The following is a 20,515-nucleotide window of genomic DNA, read 5'->3' as shown; positions in this document are numbered from 1 at the left end:
TCCAGTAGGTCGCCCTGGAAAGTAACAACATGAACGACTGCTAGCTGAAAACGGGCACGTGATGACGCCAGATGAATTTGTCAACCGATGGAAGGATTCGGGCGGTGCCGAGCTGGCGAACTCACAATCGTTTTTGAAAGAGCTTTGCGATCTGCTGGAGGTTGCGCAGCCCGACCCGACGAAGCCGGATGCCGCGTCGAATCGGTACGTGTTCGAGAAAGCCGTCGAGTTCAATAACGGTGACGGCAGCGTCAGCCAAGGCCGCGTTGACCTGTTTCGCGCCGGCTGCTTTGTGCTGGAGTCCAAACAGGGCAGCGAACGCAAAGCTGCCGAGCAAGCCGAGGCGTTGGCGACCGTTACCAAGACGGCCAAAAAGCTCGTTGGAACAGCAAAGCGAGGGACCGCTGCTTGGGATCGTGCGATGCAGGCTGCTCGCAAGCAAGCCAAGGGTTACGCCGAAGCTATACCTGATGAGTGGCCCCCGTTCCTCGTCGTTGTTGATGTTGGATTCTGCTTCGACCTGTACGCTGATTTCACCGGCACGGGAAAGAACTACGTTCCGTTCCCTGATCCGCGATCGTTCCGTATCCCACTACTGCGTCTGCGAGACGAAAAGACCCGCGACGTTCTGCGAGCATTGTGGACTGATCCGCATTCGCTCGACCCCACCAAGCACGCCGCCGATGTGACGCGTGACATTGCAACGCGACTGGCAAAGCTGGCCAAGAGCCTCGAAGCGGAACATGATGCCGAAGTTGTCGCCGGCTTTTTGATGCGATGCCTGTTCACCATGTTCGCCGAAGACGTCGAACTGATTCGCAAAGAGTCGTTCACTGAGTTATTGCTCAGCCTGCGATTCGAGCCCGATAACTTCAAGCCAATGGTCGAGTCGCTGTGGGAAGCGATGGACGAAGGGAAGTTCAGCACGATCTTGCGAGAGAAGATTCGTCATTTCAACGGCAAGTTTTTCAAAGACAAAACAGCGCTCACGCTGACCAAAGACCAAGTCGAATTGCTGGTCGAAGCGGCGAAGCACAAGTGGGACCTGGTCGAGCCCGCGATTTTCGGCACACTGCTCGAACGCGCCCTCGATCCCGTCGAACGACACAAGCTGGGTGCCCACTATACGCCGCGTGCCTACGTTGAACGTTTGGTGATGCCAACGATTATCGAGCCACTGCGAGAACAATGGGACGCGACCTACGCCGCCGCCATCCAGTTGGACGAGGACGGTAAACGCAAAGACGCCGTTAAGTTGCTGCGTGAATTCCACGGCAAATTGTGCGAGACGCGCGTGCTCGACCCGGCCTGCGGCAGCGGCAACTTCCTGTACGTGTCGATGGAGTTGATGAAACGGCTCGAAGGCGAAGTCGTTTCAGCGATGGCCAGCTTCGGCGACCATGTGTTGCCCGGCATTACGATCGACCCGCATCAGTTTCTGGGCATCGAGATCAACCCGCGCGCCGCGGCGCTGGCAGAGTTGGTGTTGTGGATTGGTTTTATTCAATGGCATCGCCGTACACGTAACGAGGTCGCCCCGCCCGAGCCGATTTTGAAAGATTATCAAAACATCGAATGCCGCGACGCCGTGTTGGATTGGGACAGCATCGAGCTGGTCACCGACGACGAAGGCAACCCGGTTACTCGTTGGGACGGTCGCACGACCAAACCAAACCCCGTCACCGGCGAAGAAGTCCCCGACGAAGACGCCCGAGTTCAAGAGTTGCGATACATCAATCCAAAAAAGGCTGAGTGGCCGGAGACGGATTACATCGTTGGTAATCCGCCGTTCATTGGCAACAAACGCATGCGTTTCGCGCTCGGCGATGGATATACTCAAGCATTGAGAGCAACATTCGACGACCTCTCCGAGAACGTCGACTATGTCATGTACTGGTGGCATCACGCAGCGCAGCTACTAACCGCCGATCCTGTCAATGCTTTTGGATTCATCACGACGAACAGCATCAGCCAATCCTCAAACCGAGCAGTCATCAAGCCATTCTTGGCATCGAAGTCGCCACTTACCATTCGATACGCCGTACCCGACCATCCGTGGGTTGACTCTGCGAGCGGTGCACAAGTTCGTATTGCGATGACTGTCGTCGATTCCGTTGACGTCGATGGGATTCGGGAAGCTATCGTTTGTGAGAGTACTAATGAGGACGGTCTCGATGTCGTTGAATTGTCAACACAGTCTGGAATAATCACGCCTGATTTGCGAATTGGCGCAAATGTTGGCAACGCAACAAAGCTGGAAAGCAACAAAGGCCTGTCTTTCATGGGAATGACGCTCGTCGGTGACTTCCGAATTTCGGCGGAGGAAGTCGTTGAACTTGGGTTTTCTGTTGATGATCTGCCACCTCCCATAAAACGCTATTCCAACGGACGCGAGCTTTCTCAGATTTCGCAACGGCGATTCGCAATCGACTTTTACGGCACAGATTTGGCTTCTGCAACGTCGGAGTATCCGAGCTTGGTGCAAAGAGTGGTCGACCACGTTAAGCCATTGCGAGACGAAAACAAACGTGAAACGTACAAGAGAAATTGGTGGATATTCGGTGAACCAAGAAAATCACTTCGAGAGGGCATCCGAGGACTCGACCGATATATTGTCACCCTCGAGACGTCAAAGCATCGCTACTTCCTTTTCTTGCCGGGCGACTATGTTCCCGATCACTCACTTTTTGTGATCGCGAGCGACAAGGCATTTGACTTAGGCGTGCTAAATTCTAGGATTCACGTCCTTTGGGCAAGGGTTGCTGGCTCAAGACTTGGTGTTGGCAATGACCTGAGATGGAGAAACGCGACGTGTTTCGATCCGTTCCCGTATCCACTCGTCGGTGACGCTGACGCCACCAAGCAACGCATCGGCGAACTCGCCGAGCAACTCGACGCCCATCGCAAGCGGCAGCAGGAACAACATCCGACGCTCACCATGACCGGAATGTACAACGTGCTGGAGAAATTGCGGGCAGGCGACGCGCTGACCAACAAAGAGCAAACGATCCACGAACAAGGACTCGTCTCGGTACTGCGTCAGATTCACGACGACCTCGACGCTGCGGTGTTCGACGCCTATGGCTGGCCCCACGATCTCGCCGACGAAGAGATTTTGCAGCGGCTCGTCGACCTGAATCATGAGCGATCCGAAGAGGAAAGCCGAGGCATCGTCCGCTGGCTCCGCCCCGAATTCCAAAACCCCGACGGTGCAACGCAAACGACGCTGGACGGCGCGGACGAAAAGGCCAAACCCGCCAAGAAAGCCGCCGCAAAGGTCAAGAAACAACCCTGGCCCAAAACGCTCCCCGACCGCATGGTCGCAATTCAAGCCGCATTACAACGACACGCCGCCCCAGCCGACGTCAAACAGATCGCTGCCTACTACACCCGCGCCAAGAAGGATGACGTCGCCGAACTACTCGAAACCCTCGCCGCGGTCGGCAACGTCCGCCAGCTTGAGGACGGTCGCTTCGCGGCTTATTAGTAAATCAAGGCAGCGGGCGAATTACAATTCGCGAGAGACTATTTACTGATCCGACACTTCACAAACTGAAATCTGCTTACCAATAAATATTCATGCAAAACGGAATCATTGTCCGCGTCTTCATTGCCAGTCCAGGCGATGTTCACGTTGAACGTGAAGAGGCTTGCCGAGTCATTCAGGAATGGAACGCCGTACATTCACTGCCGCGATCCGTTATCGTCGAGCCGATTCGTGTTGAAACGCACTCGCGTGCCGTACAAGGTGGACATCCACAAGACTTGATTAACGGGCAGTTGTTGGAACGCTGCGACCTGCTCGTGGCAATCCTCTGGTCGCGATTAGGAACACCCACTGCGAAAGACTTGTCAGGAACGGTCCAAGAAATTCATGAGTTCTCGGAAAGTAAAGGCGACGACAAAGTTCTGTTGTTCTTCTGCGACCGGCCCATTCCAAACGCGGCTGATTTAGAGCAGGTCCAGGCGGTTCGCTCGTTTAAGGATAGTGTGAAGTCGGACGGACTGTATCTTCAGTACACGGAAACGGAGGAGTTCGCCCGTCTGTTCCGTCAGCAACTCGATTTGGCGATGAATGCGATTCTCGAAGGCAACGAGTTTGCGGTGACGGCCACTGAGCCAGAACGCCGCGAAGTAACGCTACTCCCGGAAGCATGTTCGATTCTTGCCGTCGCATCAGTAGCCGAACGTAGTCGGATCAGCTTGTCTCGCATGCGCGCCGGTCACGAACTTTCAGCCGGTGGTATCTGCTTTACCAATACGGGTGACGAGCGTTCGGAGGCAAAGTGGGAAGGCGGCTTGGAGCAGCTTGAGCAATGTGGATTTGCCGAAGACCTCGGGTACAAACGAGAAGTTTTCCGTTTGACTCGTGAAGGATATGGCGCAGCCGATGAACTCTGGCACATTTTGCTTCTCCGCCGAATTGAGTCATTGCAAAAAGGGGAGTACGACTATGTAGATGTCAGTTCGATTGTCGAAGATTCGTTTTTGGGAGGCAAGTTGACGATTCCCGTTGTCCGCGAGAAAGTGGATGCGCTGGGACAGCTTGAAGCACTGGAACTGGTTGCCAGTGACGGCGGTACGTCCGCCGTGCGACTAAATGACAAGTCACGCAAGACTCTACGTGAACATGATTGGCTTGAATTCGCCGAACCTGAATCAGATGAGTGAGATTGCTTGGTCAACGAGTGCAAATTCATTGTGCCGATCATTCGTATCGAACCGTCAGGCACAGACTTCGCCCCCCCCAATGTGACTTGCGGCCGATTGCTGGAATCTGAATAATCGCGAAGGAAGAAACCGACGATCCAGCGACCTGCCCATGGAGGGGTGTGATGTCAGTGGCCACGAAAAACCAGCGAATTTCACGAGATGCGGCCCTGTTGGCGGTCCATTGGAAGTCCGTTTTTGCTGAAGAACTTCAGCGATTGGCACAGGCGGCGGCTGGGGATTCCGAAACCGTGACTGCCGAGGACTATCATCGGGCGCTGCCGGAGGCCGTCCAGGTTTTACTCGACAACGCTCGTATTGGAACGACTCCCTTCCATGCCGCAAAAGAAGCCGGCTGAATCGGAAAACGATACTGCGGCGGACTTGGAGCCCGATCAGACGTTGTTCTCCGCCAAGTTCGCTGCGCTGTTGGAAGGCGAGTTTCTGCGGAGCGTTGGCGGTCACAAAATGAGGATTCAATTGAGTTGCCGGATGAAGCTGTACTAAAGAAAAGGAGGAAAGTGATTTAAGCCAACTTTCCAAAAAGGCTTCAAAACGCTTATCAATCGCAGGATGACCCATGCAACCTTAATTGCATTCGCGGATCGACAAAACCTCTCCTGTGCCGTCACCGTAGATGATGTGATCGAGAACGGTGATCCCGAGCAGCTTTCCAACTTCCGTCAATCGATTAGTGACCTCGTGATCTTCGCGACTTGGCGTTGTGTTTCCTGAAGGATGATTGTGTGACAACACCACGGCGGAAGAGCCTTCGATGAACGCGGGTTTGAACACTTCCCGTGGATGGACCAGCGAGGCGTCTAACGTTCCGATGGTGACCACAACAACGCATTGAACGCGATGCTTCGTATCGAGGCACGCTACCACAAACTGTTCTTGATCGTTTGCAGGATTGTCATTCCAGTAATCCCTGAAGAACGCCATCGCCTCTTGCGTACTTGTCAGACATGGCCTTCCCCGCAGTGATCTCTCGAATACTAGCGAAACCCTTTTGACAGATGCGTACTGCCTTGGTTCTAAGGTTGGACGGACACTTTGTCGTGTCGGCGAACACAGTGAAACAGAGGGGGCGTTTTCTGGGTCAAACAGCAAGAGCAACTGCACCGCATTCTTCAATGATGTCGGGTTTGCGATTTCTGAACAGCCACCACTCATTGGCTTGGCCGGATTCGTTTTCTTCATCGCTTGTGCGCCTACAGCAGGTGGCGGAAAGGGATAGAAAACCGTAGGTTCAACCTTTCTGATGGACGCTATCGGTTACGGCGCGGCCCTTGTAGCCAAGCCGTATCGATAGTGATTTCGTCTGCTCGAAACTGTAGCGCAAGGCGTAGTCGGAAAAGAACGAATTGTTGGATCGCGATGATGGCTTTGATCGCGAGTAGCTTCCAAGTTGCAACAAAGTCGTCGGTCGAGAAATGCTTGACCAAACGCCTTCAGGAAATCGAGAGATTCCCGACCAATTTCGTATCACATTCGTTGAACACGCGCAAGCACTCGGGCCGAGGGAACGTCTGTCTTGTTCGTGTTCCCGAACCGCTTCCCCGCCTTGATCGGCTCAGACCGCCAAAGGGAAATTCACGCCCAAGTGGCGTTTCCGAAAGCTGGGCGGCAATAGCAGAAACCAATGCGTTGCTGAAAGTCTGCTAACGCGGACGCGCGAGTTATCACGCAAGACTTGCGGTTTCTTCGTTTTTGTCATAGCGTCGGAGAATGACTTCTCGCAAACCTTCATCAGTCTCGCCGAAAGGGCTATGGTCGATTCCCACGATCGGGATCATTGCCGGTGCGAGCGTTTGGGGAGTGACTGAGGTCGCTGACACCCCAGGCTTAGAGCGACTTCTGCTTTGCCTGGCGTTGTCCTCGATTCTGGTCGCTGTCGGTTGGCTTGTTTACCAAGCGATGCGAAATGAAACTGGCGTGTCCGAACCGTCGTTGATGGAGACGCCGCTACGATTAGCGCGCGATCCCGAGGTTTTCGAGCAATACCGGGAGCTTAGTCGATCGTTGCTGCGGATTAGCTGGCAGACTGATCCGATTTATCGTGAGGTTGCGCTGGAGCGTCTAAAAGCGTTGATGCAGGAGGTAGATTCCGTATCGCAGGGTGAGATTGAGTTTCGGGAAACGGAAACTTGGCGAATCGTTTACGAACAACTGCTTCGTAGCCCTGGGCTTTTCCTCTACCGATCCGTTAGCTGGTTGTCGACGGATTCCTACTGGCAAGATGAGCCTGGTCGCCGAAGTCTTGCCCTCAATATCGAATTGCACGAGAAAGAGCAGATCAACGTCGAGCGGATCGCAATTGTTCGTGACGCGGACTGGCCTTCCGACGCCGATTTGCCGGCTCCGAAAGTCCGCCAGTGGCTTCATCAGCAGCACATCAGTGGCATCTGGATCGCATTGGTACGTGAATCGCAACTTCAAAATGAGCCTGATTTGCTTGCCGATCTCGGGATTTATGGCAGCCGCGCCGTCGGATTTCAGCAAGTCGACGAACATTCTCGAACAAAATCATTCCTGCTGCGATTCGGCATCACCGCCGTTGAGGAGGCGGAAGCTCGGTGGAAGCGATTGCAGGTTTACGCCACGCCGTATGGCGAACTACTGGATCACTGGCCGCTGGACGAGTAGGATCGCGTAAACGGTTGTACTCACTGGACATTCACAGGCGTGCTGTATCTTGACACGGCCCGGCTTGGACAGACCTCGCCGAGTGCCCTCGAAACGCAAGTCGACTTCACTCGGCTCACTGCCGAACAACCGTCCAGCCTGTACACAGATCGCTTCCTCGCCAAAGGCATCGAAGCAGCTCCCGATTCATGGATTGAACGCTTTCCCGGCCTGGGATGCTGGCGCGGCATCGCGGAGCTAAAGAAGAAAGTGCTTGTGGCTGCCGATGCGCCGAGCGGGCACGAAGTTGCGATTGCGAGCCGATCAACACTGTTGATGCGAACGGCGGCGTCGGCGATGTATCGACTCTGCCGGAACGTCCTGGTGACTGACCTCAACTGGCCAGCCTATCAAGCAGAGGTTGCCGACACCGCGGCGCGTGCCCATCAGCGATACACAGTATTCTCGTGTCGGAATGAACTGAGCCGCCATCGCATGTCGAGCGAACGCATCGTCAGCGAAATCGCAGAGCACTACAAACAGCAAAGTTGCGATGGAATCTTCCTGCCGTTGGTCGACAACTTGGGCGTCAAGCTGCCTGTCAAGCAGATCGTTGCGGCGATTAGCGAAGAAGAGTCACCGCGGTTTGTACTGATCGACGGAGCACAAGCGCTGGGTCATCTTCCGAAAATCGATGTTCATGACGTATGCGACATCTTCATCGCAGGCGGACACAAGTGGTTACGGTCTGGCCATCCGCTAGGAATTGCCATCTACGGTCGTACCCGATCACGAGACTACTTGAGTCGATGCTTCAACGCCGGCGATCGAGCGAACCAAATCGACGATTCACTCTGTCGATTCGTATCCGCTTCGGAACGATCAATAAGCAACCAATATTCTGAGACAGTCAACGTTTCGCCACTGCTTTCCTTCCGAGCAGCCCTCGAAGACTTTCCGTCCTCAAGCGAAGTAAGGCATCAACACTGGCGAGACCAAGCCGTGAACCAATCACGCGTTCTTGCAGTCGCCTGCAGGAATGGATGGACGCCCCAAAGCGGGGGCAAGGATTTTCATAGTGGAATCCTGACGATACACCCACGGAAAAGGCCGCGAGAGAGGTCTCGTGGAGACCGTCTGAGACGCCAACTGGCCGAACATGCGATTGCAGCCTCATGCTACGACGGTGGCATCCTACGGATGTCGATGCCAAAACGCATCTTAGAAACGGAGGAGTTGCAGAAAATCCAATTCGCGCTAGATCAATGCGGATGAACAAGCTTGTCAATACGATGCGCGACCCAGTGCGAAAGTGTGAATCATCCAGGAAACAAATCCGCTCGTTCTTCCCGAGCCAGCGGTTCAATGACGCTCCATCGAGGGCCGTTCTTCTGAACAGCTTCCGTGCAACACGATTAACGGCTTCTCAGTTTTAGGACGAGAAGCCTCAATCTCTGGCTGGACTAAACCCATTTGTTAGCGATGATTCAGTTTCCCCCAACTACCAAAAATCAGGGTGAGGACTCGGGCGGTGGCAATACCGCCGGAGGCGGCTCTCGGCGCGTCCGTAGAGCATCAGGTCGAGAAACAGGAATTCCGTCACCCCGTAGGGTACGTTGGCGACGTATCACATCAGGTCGATCGAGAGTTTTTGTCTATTCGCGCATCGCAGGCGTTTGCGAACGCGATGGAGATTTCGTTTTGAACAATCACGGCCATGTCGTAGCGAGCTAGGTAGGCTTCGTTATCGAGTAGGGTGAGCCAGCGGTGCGACCGCTGACTCACCTACTCGATCGTTTTCAGATTTTGGTTGGTGTTACGCCGCCATCGACGAACAGCTTTCGTGGCATTTACGGCAGCACTCGACGCACTTGTCCATATTGCCGACCTTCTTACAGCTGTCGGCGCAGGCCTTGCAAATCGCTGCGCAAGCTTTGCAGTAGTGCGCATGGTGATCGCTGTTGCGGCTCATGAAGTCGACGCAGGCTGCGCAAGCAGCGATGCAATCGAGCATCAGTTTGACGTGCGTTTGCTCGACGTGGTCGCCACCTTCGGATAGGCAATGACTAGTCAGCATGTCAGCACAGGTCGTTTGGCACTCTTGGCAGTTTTCGATGCACTCTTTCATGGATGCGGTTGCGGTACTCATTCGTTTCTCCTTTAGAAATTGTTGTTGCGGCCCCGTTGCCGCTGCATTAGCGGTATGCAACTTGCATACCACTATGGGGTATATTGGAGAATGACTTTTTGACAGCCAGGAGAAATCATGGACCACGATAAGAAACACGAGACGTCCTTGCCGGTCGCCGATCCGTCAACGCAGATCGACCCGGTTTGTGGAATGACCGTTTCGGCGGATAGTCCACGATCGGCTGAGTTTGGTGGCAAGAACTACGTTTTTTGCAGCGACGGATGTCTGAAAAAGTTCCAAGATGATCCTGCGGGGGTGCTGGCGAAGCGATCACAGAAAGAGGCATCAACCGGTTCGTCTTGTTGCGGTGGCGGCGCAGCGGTACAGATCGAGAAAACCTCGGACACGTCTTCGTGCTGCAGTGGTCACTCATCGACCAAGGCGAGCGATGTGCCCGCAGACCCGACGGCGATCTACACATGCCCGATGCACCCTGAAATCGAGCAGGTTGGACCAGGCGATTGTCCGATATGCGGGATGGACTTGGAGCCGAAGGTCGTCTCGTTGGATGATGAGGGTGAAGACAATCAGTACGCCGACATGAAGCGTCGCTTTTGGGTTGGCGTCGCGTTGTCGGTGCCATTGCTGGTGATCGCGATGGGGCCGATGGTCGGATTGCGGGTCGCGGATTGGATGAGCCAGACGGTGTTCGGCTGGGTGCAGTTAGCTCTGGCGACGCCAGTTGTGTTCTGGTGCGGATGGCCCTTGTTGGTTCGCGGAGCCAAGTCGTTTCGCACGATGAACTTGAACATGTTCTCGTTGATCGCCGTGGGAACATTGGCGGCGTATCTGTTCAGTTTGGTTGTCGTGCTGCTTCCTGGTGTGATTCCAGAAGCCTTCTTCGAGAACGGTGTTCCACCTCTCTATTTTGAAGCGGCGGCAGTGATCATCACGTTGGTGTTGCTCGGGCAAGTATTGGAACTGCGAGCACGACAGCAGACCGGCGGAGCGATTCGCGAGCTCATGAAGCTTGCGCCCGAGACGGCACACCGAATCACGGACGATGGCGAGGAAGATGTCTCGCTCGATTCAGTCCACAAGGGCGATCGGCTGCGAGTACGACCTGGCGAGAAAGTTCCGGTCGATGGGAAAGTTCTTAGCGGGTCGGGCAGCGTCGATGAGTCAATGTTGACGGGCGAGCCGATGCCGGTGAAGAAGGTGGAAGGTGACGAAATCACGGGCGGGACATTGAACCAGACTGGTGCGCTCGTCATGGAAGCTGTCGGTGTTGGCGGTGACACGGTTCTGAACCGCATCGTGCAAATGGTTGCGGATGCTCAGCGAAGTCGCGCGCCAATTCAGAAACTCGTCGATGTGGTCGCTCGTTACTTTGTGCCGGCGGTAATCGTCTGTTCGATTCTCGCGTTCATCGGCTGGGCTGTGTTTGGTCCGGAGCCGCAACTGGCTCATGCGTTCGTAGCGGCCGTTGCGGTGTTGATCATTGCTTGCCCGTGTGCGTTAGGGCTGGCAACGCCTATGTCGGTGATGGTCGGCGTTGGCCGCGGTGCCAAGGAAGGCGTGCTGATCAAGAACGCTGAAGTTCTCGAAGTCATGGAGAAGGTTGACACGATTGTCGTCGACAAGACAGGCACACTGACGCAGGGACGACCGGAAGTGACGGGTGTCGAAACGTTTGGCGACTGGAATGAGAACGATGTGTTGACGTTGGCTGCGGCGGTCGAAGCACAGAGCGAGCATCCGTTGGCTCAGGCGGTCGTTCGCCGAGCGAAGGCGGATGAGCTGCAACTTGTGGAGGCGAGTGAATTCAATAGTATCACCGGTGGTGGCGTTCGCGCTCGCGTCGATGATCATGATGTGTTGATTGGCAAGGCTGACTTGTTGGACGAACAAGGCATCGAGGGCGTTGATGCGGGGCGAGACAAAGCGGGATCGCATCAGGTCGAAGGTGCGACGGTTGTGTTCGTGGCGATCGACAACAAGCTGGCGGCAATTCTCGCCATCACTGACCCGATCAAGCAAAGCACACCTGCAGCGCTAAAGACGTTGCATGATCTGGGGTTGAGAGTGGTGATGTTGACCGGCGATGCCGAACCGACCGCGAAAGCCGTCGCGTCGAAACTGGGCATCGACGAATTTCATGCTGGGGTTTCGCCCGAGGAAAAGCATGACTTCGTTCGCAAGCTAAAGCAGGAAGGCAAGACAATTGCGATGTGTGGCGATGGGATCAACGACGCTCCTGCACTAGCCGAAGCGAACGTTGGCATCGCAATGGGTACGGGGACGGGCGTTGCGATTGAGTCCGCCGGTGTCACGCTTGTCGGTGGCGATCTTCGCGGTGTGGCTGCGGCGGCAAACTTGAGTCGCAAAACGATGAGCAACATTCGTCAGAACTTGTTTTTCGCTTTCATCTACAACACCCTGGGAATCCCGGTCGCGGCTGGGTTGCTGTATCCGATTTTCGGCGTGTTGCTCAGCCCCATGATTGCAGCAGCAGCGATGAGTTTTAGCAGTGTGTCGGTGATTGCGAATGCGTTGAGATTGCGGGCAACCAAGCTCACTTGATTATTGCAGCGGCATTCGCCAAGAATCTCGGCCAGCGTCATCGTAAAATCTGGACGCCTTCTGGCAGCAAGTAGATATTGCCTAATCGTTACAAGCGGAAAGCAATCCAATTGCACGACGACTTAGACCATTCGATTCTATACCCTGCATGGGTATGTTGCCGAAAGTTCAGCTACAGCTCGGCATCATTCCAAGGATTCGGAATCAATGAAACGAAGACTACTTCACGTGTTGATCGCATTGACGGCAACAACGACTTATCAAACGGCAGTTGCTCAGGACGCCTCGATGGGGCAGATGATGAGCATGGATCGGTCGATGACAGAGTCACTTGGCGGTGTCGACGACCACGTTCTTCCCGAGAGCGACTTGCCGCCTTTGCCGGACATGCCAAGTGGATTTGCTGATTTCGACACGGCGTATGACAACGCGGACAACGCTACTGTCGAGATCTATACGCTCGAAACCGTCCTGGCCCTAGCGGCAGGAAACAATCCAACCATCCAGCAAGCGAGATTGCACGTTTCGTCGGAAACGTCCAAGGCGTTGCAGGCAGGACTGTATCCCAACCCTGTCTTGATGTACGTCGGCGAGAAGATAGGTAGCGACGGAAGTGCGGGGGAATTCCAGGGTTTCGAGGTTTCTCAGCGTTTCGTAACTGCTGGCAAGCTGCAATTGAGTCGATTGAAATACCGACAGCGCGCGCATGTTTCCGAACACCTCGCCATTGCGCAGACGTATCGCGTCACGAACGCCGTCGAAGTTCAGTTCATTGAGGCACTGGCGGCTTCCATGCGACTCGAACTCAAGAGAGAGATTGAGAAATCGGCTGAAGACGGTGCCGTGACGACTCGCGAACAGTACAACCAGGGGCAAGCAAATTTGACGGCGGTTCGACGCGCCAACGTCATGCTGCAAAAGCAGCGTTTGGAACGCATGACGACTGAAAATGAGTATCGCGATGCTCTGCGGCGACTGTCCGCCATCGTCGGCGTACCGCTTTCCATTGGCCCGACTGAGGGTGAGTTGCGTCCGAGCGATGCGTTGGAGTCATTCGACAGTGTTCTCTCTCGCTTGATTTTGGAAAGTCCAGAAGTGTTGGCCGCACGAGCAAAATTACGTGTGGATCAAACCACCGTCCGTCGAGAGCAGGTCGAGTGGATTCCAGATATCACAATCCAGGGCGGCCCAGGTTACAACTTCAGCAATGGCGACGACGTTTACAACGCGGGCGTTCAAATCGAGTTGCCGATCTACGATCGAAACCAAGGAACGATTCGTCAGGCTTGCCAAGACTTGCGACGGCAGCAATTCGAGATTCAGCGCGTGGAATTGCATCTCAAAGAGCGACTGGCGTCAGCTTATCGAACCTATGCTACCGCTTTGCAACACGCCACGGAGTACGATCGAGTGGTGATTCCCGAGCTGAGGGCGGCTTATCGACAGTTGCTTGTCAGCTACAAGGACAACCGGGTTGCTTGGCCGGAGGTGCTAGAGGGCCAGCGTGATTATTTTCAAGCCAGAATGGAACAGATTGATCAGTTCAAGCACGTTCGCCAACAGGAAACGATGATCAACGGTTTCCTGCTTGATGGCGGTTTGCTGGCTGCTGAAGGCCCCGTTCCACCGGGGCACATTGATGCGGTCGCGAAACCGAGATAACAGCACTGTCTCGCCAATCGCCGACATCACCACAAATTCCACAAGAGTAAATTAATGTCAAACACTGAAGACCGCCGACGCTTCTTAACCGCCGGATCGCTGGCCGCCGCAACGGGGGTCGTGGGGAACCTGCTGGGCCGGAGCTCGCAGGCCCAAGAACCGATGCAAATGGACATGAAAGGAATGTCCTCGCACCAGCATGGCGAGCACGCACCTACCCAAATGCCAGTCGGCTCGGAAGTTCAGGCTGAATACGACGGGTATTCGCGATTCAAGCCGTCACGCGGCAACGATCCCAACAGCGACTATTACCTTGGCAAAATGATGCCTGGTTTTCGACCGGCGTCTGATGGTCCGGCTCCTTTTGAAGCTCCTGACTTGGACAAGCTTCCCTACAAATTGGTTGGCGGAGTGAAAGAGTTTCAGCTTGTCCCAATGGCGGTCAAGCGAGAGTTTCTACCCGGCTATGAGATGAACGTGTACGGCTACAACGGCAGCATGCCGGGGCCGACAATCGAAGTCACCCAGGGAGATCGAGTTCGGTTTGTTGTTACCAACGAACTACCCGAAGATACGTATGTGCATTGGCACGGTTTGGAACTTCCGGTTCAGTGGGATGGTGCGTCGGAGCTTTGCCAAGAACCAATCAAGCCAGGCGAAACTTTCGTTTACGAGTTCGACGTCCACGAAGAAGGCACCTTTTTTTACCATTCGCATGTGCCGATGCAGGAAGCATTTGGAATGGTGGGCTGGTTCATTGTCCATCCCAAGAAGGTATTTGATCCGCCGGTGGACCGTGACTTCGGTTTGATCTTTCAGAACTTCTTCATCGACAGCTCGCAAAATATCGCCGACAGTTGGAAGATGGATTGGAACTGGCACACGATCAACGGACGCAGCGGTCCCTATACAACTCCGCTCGTCGTCAAACACGGTGAACGTGTGCGAGTTCGGATCATGAATTTTGCACCGATGCAACATCATCCGATCCACCTTCACGGTCACACGTTTTGGCTAACCGGTCGCGAAGGTGCCCGGACGCCGCATTCCGCTTGGATTCCTCGAAACACCGAACTGGTAGGCATTGCACAGGCGACCGACTTTGAATTCATCGCGAACAATCCCGGCGACTGGATGTTCCATTGCCACATGGTTCATCACATGATGAACCACATGACCGAGCAGGTCGGGCCGCGGATGCGAAAGAACACCTCGGTGGACGATTACCTCGCCAACCTAGATTCCAGACCCGCTGTTGATTCGACTCGCCAAGACCCTGGTTTTGGGACGCCTGGTTACCCGCAAGAGATGAAGGGCATGAACATGTCCGATGCGATGATGCAGAAGATTGGCTCGCGTCGCGAGATGATGGGCATGCGTCCAATGGCTGAAATGGCCGTGATGGGTCTGATGACGACGCTGCGAGTGATGCCCGAGGATTTATACAACAAGGTGATGGAAACCGACGAACCTGTGGAACCGGGTGAGGTCTTTACCGAGATCGTGAAGCGATTCGGCGATATTTCCAAGTACAGTTCCGGCAAGAGGATGATGCCCGGAATGAAGATGTAAGATTGATCGAGGGCGGCCCGTTGGCGTATAAGCACTACCCGACGCTGACACCAAAAATCCAGCCGATCAAGGAGCTTGCACCCATCGCGGCGGCACCCCAGAATGCAACTCGCAATGTCCCCCGAACGACCGAAGCTCCACCGACCCCAGCCGATACTCCTCCAAGAATTCCAAGGAAGAGCAAGGTCGAAGCTGCGACTGCGATGATGAGACCCTTCGCGGGTGAGAGCAATGCAACGACGACTGGCAATGCGGCTCCGATCGCGAACGAAAGTGCAGACGTCCATGCCGCTTGCAGCGGTCTGGCGGAAAGGTGCTCGCTGATGCCAAGTTCGTCACGCAGGTGTGTACCGATTGCATCTTTTTCTGTCAGCTTGATCGCGACTTGCCTTGCCAACGCCTCATCCAGCCCTCGCTGGACGTATATCTGTGTCAGTTCATCCAATTCACTCTCAGGGCTGTCGCGTAGCTCTTCTTCTTCTCTCCGACGATCAGCATTTTCCGTGTCCGATTGTGAACTAACCGAAACGTATTCGCCTGCGGCCATGGACATTGCGCCTGCAGTAAGTGCTGCTACTCCGGCGAGCAAAATGTTGTGTCGATCCGTTGATGCCGATGCCACTCCGATTAAAACGCTGCCAACGGAGAGAATGCCATCGTTAGCGCCCAGCACGGCGGCTCTTAGCCAACCGATGCGATCGGTGCGATGAAGTTCTTGGTGGTGAAGCATTGGTAAAGGCCTAGTTTGCTTGCGGTCCTGATCGACGATTGGGGTACGGCACCGTAGACTATGACATCCTAGCAAAGAGCTCTTGGGCGGGACGCCGGATGGCCCCGTCACCAGCTACAATGGTCTCACTATCTGTGGTTCGACAGCTCCCCGGAGCCGCGTTACTGAAATAAAATGCTCTCAGACGAAGAAAAGAAGAAGCTCAACAACCGACTTCGACGTGTCATCGGACAAGTCGAAGCGGTTGGTCGTATGATCGAGGATGAGGAATACTGTGTCGATATCCTGATGCAGTTGTCCGCCGCGACGGGAGCACTCAACAAAGTCGGCCAGATCGTCCTAGAGCAGCACATCCGATCCTGCGTCAGCGAGGCGATCAAGAGTGGCAGTGCCAAGGACCGTGACAAAAAGATCGAAGAGCTGATGACAGTCTTTCGGAAGTACGGCGAGTGAGGGAAGAAGATTGGGAGACGGGGAGTGAAGGAGTGAAGACCTTGACTGCAGCCCTGACTCCCTCCTTCCAGACTCCCCATCTTTTTTCAAAAAGTCGTGAAGAAACGTCGGGGCCGTGCATCCAAAGAGCATCAAAGAAGAGATTCCCTTAGTGGGAGTCCTTTGAAAGCTTTTGGAACTGTCCGCCATGAACCGTCGTCACACCAATGCTGCCGCTCGATTGTTTGCTGCTTTTGCAGTGATCGCGGTGCTGTTGGCGTCCTCGCCGGCCGCCCGAGCAGGATCAAACGACGCGAAGCCTTGCCCTCATGCGTGCTGCCAACCGCAGCCGGTCGGGCACGGCTGCTGCGACAGTGATCCTTTGCACGAATGTCCCGCGATGGCTTCGTGTGAATTAACGGTTTGGCTGCCGCCGAGAACTTCCACCAACGATCTGACGCCTCGCGGTTTGGACCGCAGTGACTTCTTACGGATTGACTGGAGGACGGAGTCGGTCGCACTCGTGCGGTCGGTCTCGTTGGTTCGTCCCAGCTCTCTGATTGATTGGCACATTCGTCTTCAGATTTAGCAGTTGTCTCTGCTTCGACTTGCGAAGCCAGACCAATTCAAAAATGAAGATGTTTCTGTTCCCAAATCAGTGCATGTCGATGTCGGCTGCTCCAACCGAAAGATGGGGAGTCAGGGAGACTCGCTGCAGTCGGTCTCCCCCGTCCTCCCGTCCTCCCAGACTCCCAGCTAGGCCGATGGACACATTCAAACACCGATGGCATCAGTTGCCGATCAGCCGACAACTACTTGTTCTCGTCAATGCAATTCTCTTTGGGTTTGTCGTTCTGTTTCTTGTCGTTGACTACCGAGTGCGGATGGATCGGCATTTGAACGAGAAGCAAATCGCGTTGACCGAAGAAGCGAAAACGATGTACGAATCGCTGTTGGTCGCTGAACCTCACGGCGGCGAGGCGATTCAAAATCTGGTCGACAACGTCTGCGCTCGAATGAATACTGACGATTCGCCCGGTCACCATATTGCTGCGGATTGGCGAGGGCTTCCGTACCAAGCTGTCTCGCATGGGCATGCTTCCGACGAAATGTTCTTGGCAATGCGGTCTGCTGCTGATTCAACCCTCTCCAGATCAAACGCTACCGGCGCGCTCGTTGTCGGGTCTTTCACTGGACCAGCGGGGACTGTCTACATTTCAGAGAAACGTTCAGCCGTTGTGGGCGCAACACGCCGCTCGTTGTTGATCCAAATGTTCGGAGTCCTATTGCTGGGAGGGATTACGGCCTTCGTGGTCAGTGCTGTATTACGGCAATTGATCGCCAAACCAATCCAAGGTTTCGTTTCGGCGCTGCGGAGTGTTGCCGCCGGAGACCTAAGCGTGATTGCACGTACTCGAAGCTGTCGAGAACTGAGTTATCTGGCTGATCAGATCAATTCGATGACTGAGGCTCTGGATCACGCTCAGCGCGACCATCGCGTTCACATGGAAAAGGCACGTCAAATTCAACAGAACTTACGGCCGACGGTGAATGGATTGGTTGGAATCGACGTCGCCGAGTTGTTCGAGCCGGCCGACGATGTTGGCGGTGACTACTACGACGTGATTCCATTGTCCGATGGGCAATATCTACTCTGCGTCGCGGACGTATCGGGACACGGCGTGCCGGCCGCGATGGCGGCGACATTGTTGAAGGCGTTTGTGTCGGAAGCGGCAAAGAAATCGTCCAGCCCTGCCCACATTTTGACGGATGTCAACGAACGATACTGCGAATACGTGATGATGGGACACTTTGCGACGATGACGCTACTGGTCGTTGACCCAAAAAAAGGACAACTGACCTACGCCAATGCAGGCCATGAGTTCCCGTTCTTGCAAATTGGACGCGAAACACCAGTGCGATTGAATGTGGGCGATCTGATCTTGGGTGTCGAAGAGGATACCCAATACAACGAAGAAACAATCCAGCTCGGTGATGCGGCGCGTTTAGTCATTGTTAGCGACGGAGTGACCGAAGCGTTTGACCCGAGTGAAGAACAGTACGGAACGGAGCGGATTGAGCAGTTGATGAACACCGCCAAACGCAGTAACGCTCGGGAACTGGTTGAAGCGTTTGAGTCGTCCATCGAAACGTTCCGCAAGGGGCGCAAGGCATTCGATGACACCACGCTGTTGGTGGCTCAGATTCCAGTCGTTGAAGTGGATCGCCCGCTCGACTAGGCAAAAAGTCAACCGCTTTTCAATTGAGCAATCACCTGGCAACAATCTAGTTTTCCCTGCTGGCTACACTGACTCAGCGCTGACTTCAACACGCTTCGCACATGCTTCAGGTCTTTGAGACGTTCTTCGATATCTAACAATCGCGTTTCGATCAGCTCCGTCACGTTGCCGCAGGTCGGTGTGCCTTCATCTTCATTGGCAAGCAAATATCTTACGTCTTCGAGAGTGAATCCGATCGCCTGGGCTGCGCGGATGAACTTCAGCTTTCTGATCGAGTGATCACTATAGAGTCGGTAGTTCCCGCCACTACGGTCCTCAGGTTCAACGAGACGGATACGTTCGTAGTATCGCAGGGTCGTTGTTGGGATATCAGCGGCTTTCGCTAGCTCGCTGATTGTCAGGCGCTTGCTCATTTCTATTCTCCACGGGACGGTTCCATACCGGCGAAACGTTGGCTTTCGCGGGGAAAATGGAAGAAATCCAAATCCCCTCTTGACCTTGCACCTAGGTGCAACCTCGATAATACAGAAATGTCGCCCATGCGGCAAACACAAACACGGAGCAACGGTGTGATGAACAAGCGGGAAGAAACAACGACGAGGGTTGAGTGTCCGTCCTGTGGATACAAAGCTAGACGAGTGAGCACATCAACCATCGGCGCGTTGCTCGATGACGAGTTGGCCGAACAGTACGTAACAGATAGTCAATCCTGTTGTGCTACCGAAGGCGCAGGCTGCGCATCCATCAAAGAGGACACCGGCTGGCGGTTTTGCCCATCGCAGAATTGCGACGTGGTGTACTTCACCGAGCAAGGAGACAGGCAGTTCACGAAGTCGCAACTGAAAGTTTCGGTCGGTGTGAAGGAATCCAGCGGCGAGCGCCTACTTTGCTACTGCTTCGGCCATTCGGTCGGCAGCATCAAAGAAGAACTTGGCACGAAGAACCGCTCCGACGCTCTAGATGACATCCGGGCGAGAATGAAAGACCCCGGCTGTCACTGTGAGACGTCGAATCCGAGCGGTTCGTGCTGTCTGGGGAGCGTGACGAAAGGTATTGCAATCGCTCAAGAAGAAATGCGGATGAATGACTCGACGGTGACACTCGCATCAACGGTGCAGTCCTCGACAGGCCGTGGTGAGGTGATCGCGAAGATTGGTACTATCGTTTCCGCAATCATGGCCTCGGCGTGCTGCTGGCTGCCGCTGCTTATGCTGGCAGTTGGCGTGTCTGGGGCCGGGATCGCCGCAACGCTTGAAACGTATCGCCCGCTGTTCATGGTTGTCACGTTTGGATTTCTCGGAGCAGCTTTCTACTTCACCTACCGTCCGAAGATAGCGTCAGCCGAAGCGGGACACGACTGCTGCCCCACGGAAAGTGCGAAGGCGGAAGACTGTTGTGCTCCGACTGGCAAACACCGCTTTAGCATGATGGCCTTGAACAAAGTCATGCTATGGGGAGTGACGGTGCTGGCGGTAGCCTTTCTCTTCTTCCCAAGCTACGTGGGTGTGTTTTTGAGAGCGGGAGACGATGAAGGTCTGTCCGAAAGCATGAATCAGGCGATATTCAAAATTGAAGGAATGACGTGCGAAGGATGCTCAAGCATCCTCGCCGAAGCTATCAAGACAGTGCCGGGAATCGTAGCAGTAAATGTCAATTATGAGGCACGGGAAGCCACGGTCGGCACAGAAACTTGCTGCGCCGTGCCAGAAATAGAAGTCCTGGAGGCAATCAAGCTTGCCGGCTTCAAAGGTAAACAGCTGTCTCTCGAAAAGTAGAGCGAACACTGAATTCTGACTATCCGAAGTCACCATGCCATTGGGCAGCTCT

Annotated in this window: 17 protein-coding genes; 13 read left to right on the top strand and 4 right to left on the bottom strand. The window is 54.6% G+C overall.

Going from position 1 to position 20,515, the window contains the following annotated elements:
- Positions 1–61 precede the first annotated feature (61 nt).
- From CEE69_RS12000 to CEE69_RS32500, 4 genes are all read left to right on the top strand, one after another.
- The gene (locus tag CEE69_RS12000) at positions 62–3,487 is read left to right on the top strand and encodes a class I SAM-dependent DNA methyltransferase (protein ID WP_099260869.1); all 3,426 of its coding nucleotides are present in this window, start codon (positions 62–64) and stop codon (positions 3,485–3,487) included.
- Positions 3,488–3,579: 92 nt separating this feature from the next.
- Positions 3,580–4,671 (top strand): DUF4062 domain-containing protein, encoded by a 1,092-nt coding sequence (locus CEE69_RS11995; protein WP_099260868.1) that lies wholly within the window; start codon positions 3,580–3,582, stop codon positions 4,669–4,671.
- A 164-nt stretch (positions 4,672–4,835) separates the two neighbouring features.
- Positions 4,836–5,069, top strand: coding sequence for a hypothetical protein (locus CEE69_RS11990; RefSeq protein WP_099260867.1), 234 nt, complete (start codon positions 4,836–4,838; stop codon positions 5,067–5,069).
- On the top strand, positions 5,047–5,217 hold the full coding sequence (locus CEE69_RS32500; protein WP_158231002.1) for a hypothetical protein: 171 nt from the start codon (positions 5,047–5,049) through the stop codon (positions 5,215–5,217). Before CEE69_RS11990 ends, CEE69_RS32500 begins: the two co-directional genes overlap by 23 nt.
- 81 nt (positions 5,218–5,298) lie before the next feature.
- Here CEE69_RS32500 and CEE69_RS33485 read toward each other — a convergent pair whose 3' ends face one another.
- Positions 5,299–5,886, bottom strand: coding sequence for a JAB domain-containing protein (locus CEE69_RS33485; protein WP_261341341.1), 588 nt, complete (start codon positions 5,884–5,886; stop codon positions 5,299–5,301).
- 555 nt (positions 5,887–6,441) lie between these two features.
- Between CEE69_RS33485 and CEE69_RS11975 the strand changes: the two genes are divergently transcribed.
- Positions 6,442–7,359 (top strand): hypothetical protein, encoded by a 918-nt coding sequence (locus CEE69_RS11975; RefSeq protein ID WP_143549205.1) that lies wholly within the window; start codon positions 6,442–6,444, stop codon positions 7,357–7,359.
- Between the two features lie 39 nt (positions 7,360–7,398).
- Positions 7,399–8,613, top strand: a complete 1,215-nt coding sequence (locus CEE69_RS11970) for an aminotransferase class V-fold PLP-dependent enzyme (RefSeq protein ID WP_099260863.1) — start codon at positions 7,399–7,401, stop codon at positions 8,611–8,613.
- Between the two features lie 541 nt (positions 8,614–9,154).
- Here CEE69_RS11970 and CEE69_RS11960 read toward each other — a convergent pair.
- Entirely contained in the window at positions 9,155–9,487 is a 333-nt protein-coding gene (locus CEE69_RS11960; protein ID WP_099260861.1) for a ferredoxin, read from the bottom strand.
- 117 nt (positions 9,488–9,604) lie between these two features.
- Between CEE69_RS11960 and CEE69_RS11955 the strand changes: the two genes are divergently transcribed.
- From CEE69_RS11955 to CEE69_RS11945, 3 genes are all read left to right on the top strand, one after another.
- The gene (locus CEE69_RS11955; protein ID WP_099260860.1) at positions 9,605–12,052 is read left to right on the top strand and encodes a heavy metal translocating P-type ATPase; all 2,448 of its coding nucleotides are present in this window, start codon (positions 9,605–9,607) and stop codon (positions 12,050–12,052) included.
- Between the two features lie 207 nt (positions 12,053–12,259).
- Positions 12,260–13,714, top strand: coding sequence for a TolC family protein (locus CEE69_RS11950; RefSeq protein ID WP_099260859.1), 1,455 nt, complete (start codon positions 12,260–12,262; stop codon positions 13,712–13,714).
- A gap of 54 nt (positions 13,715–13,768) precedes the next feature.
- A complete protein-coding gene (locus CEE69_RS11945; protein ID WP_099260858.1) occupies positions 13,769–15,286 on the top strand; it encodes a copper oxidase in 1,518 nt (505 codons plus the stop codon).
- Positions 15,287–15,320: 34 nt separating this feature from the next.
- Here CEE69_RS11945 and CEE69_RS11940 read toward each other — a convergent pair whose 3' ends face one another.
- Positions 15,321–16,016, bottom strand: a complete 696-nt coding sequence (locus tag CEE69_RS11940) for a VIT1/CCC1 transporter family protein (RefSeq protein WP_099260857.1) — start codon at positions 16,014–16,016, stop codon at positions 15,321–15,323.
- Between the two features lie 174 nt (positions 16,017–16,190).
- On the opposite strand from CEE69_RS11940, the gene CEE69_RS11935 reads away from it, so the two are divergent.
- The 3 genes from CEE69_RS11935 (at position 16,191) to CEE69_RS11925 (ending at position 18,688) form a co-directional block, all read left to right on the top strand.
- Positions 16,191–16,469 (top strand): metal-sensitive transcriptional regulator, encoded by a 279-nt coding sequence (locus tag CEE69_RS11935; RefSeq protein WP_099260856.1) that lies wholly within the window; start codon positions 16,191–16,193, stop codon positions 16,467–16,469.
- A 187-nt stretch (positions 16,470–16,656) separates the two neighbouring features.
- Complete coding sequence (locus CEE69_RS11930; RefSeq protein WP_233215162.1) at positions 16,657–17,037, top strand: hypothetical protein; 381 nt, start codon at positions 16,657–16,659, stop codon at positions 17,035–17,037.
- A 175-nt stretch (positions 17,038–17,212) separates the two neighbouring features.
- Positions 17,213–18,688, top strand: a complete 1,476-nt coding sequence (locus CEE69_RS11925) for a PP2C family protein-serine/threonine phosphatase (protein ID WP_099260855.1) — start codon at positions 17,213–17,215, stop codon at positions 18,686–18,688.
- An 8-nt stretch (positions 18,689–18,696) separates the two neighbouring features.
- Here CEE69_RS11925 and CEE69_RS11920 read toward each other — a convergent pair whose 3' ends face one another.
- Positions 18,697–19,101, bottom strand: a complete 405-nt coding sequence (locus CEE69_RS11920) for a MerR family transcriptional regulator (RefSeq protein WP_099260854.1) — start codon at positions 19,099–19,101, stop codon at positions 18,697–18,699.
- Positions 19,102–19,326: 225 nt separating this feature from the next.
- On the opposite strand from CEE69_RS11920, the gene CEE69_RS11915 reads away from it, so the two are divergent.
- Complete coding sequence (locus CEE69_RS11915; protein ID WP_233215161.1) at positions 19,327–20,463, top strand: mercuric transporter MerT family protein; 1,137 nt, start codon at positions 19,327–19,329, stop codon at positions 20,461–20,463.
- The last annotated feature ends 52 nt before the right edge of the window (positions 20,464–20,515 follow it).

It is taken from the genome of Rhodopirellula bahusiensis (assembly GCF_002727185.1).
Taxonomy (GTDB): domain Bacteria; phylum Planctomycetota; class Planctomycetia; order Pirellulales; family Pirellulaceae; genus Rhodopirellula; species Rhodopirellula bahusiensis.
The sequence above is the reverse complement of the archived record's forward strand: the minus strand, read 5'-3'. Positions and strand labels throughout refer to the sequence as shown.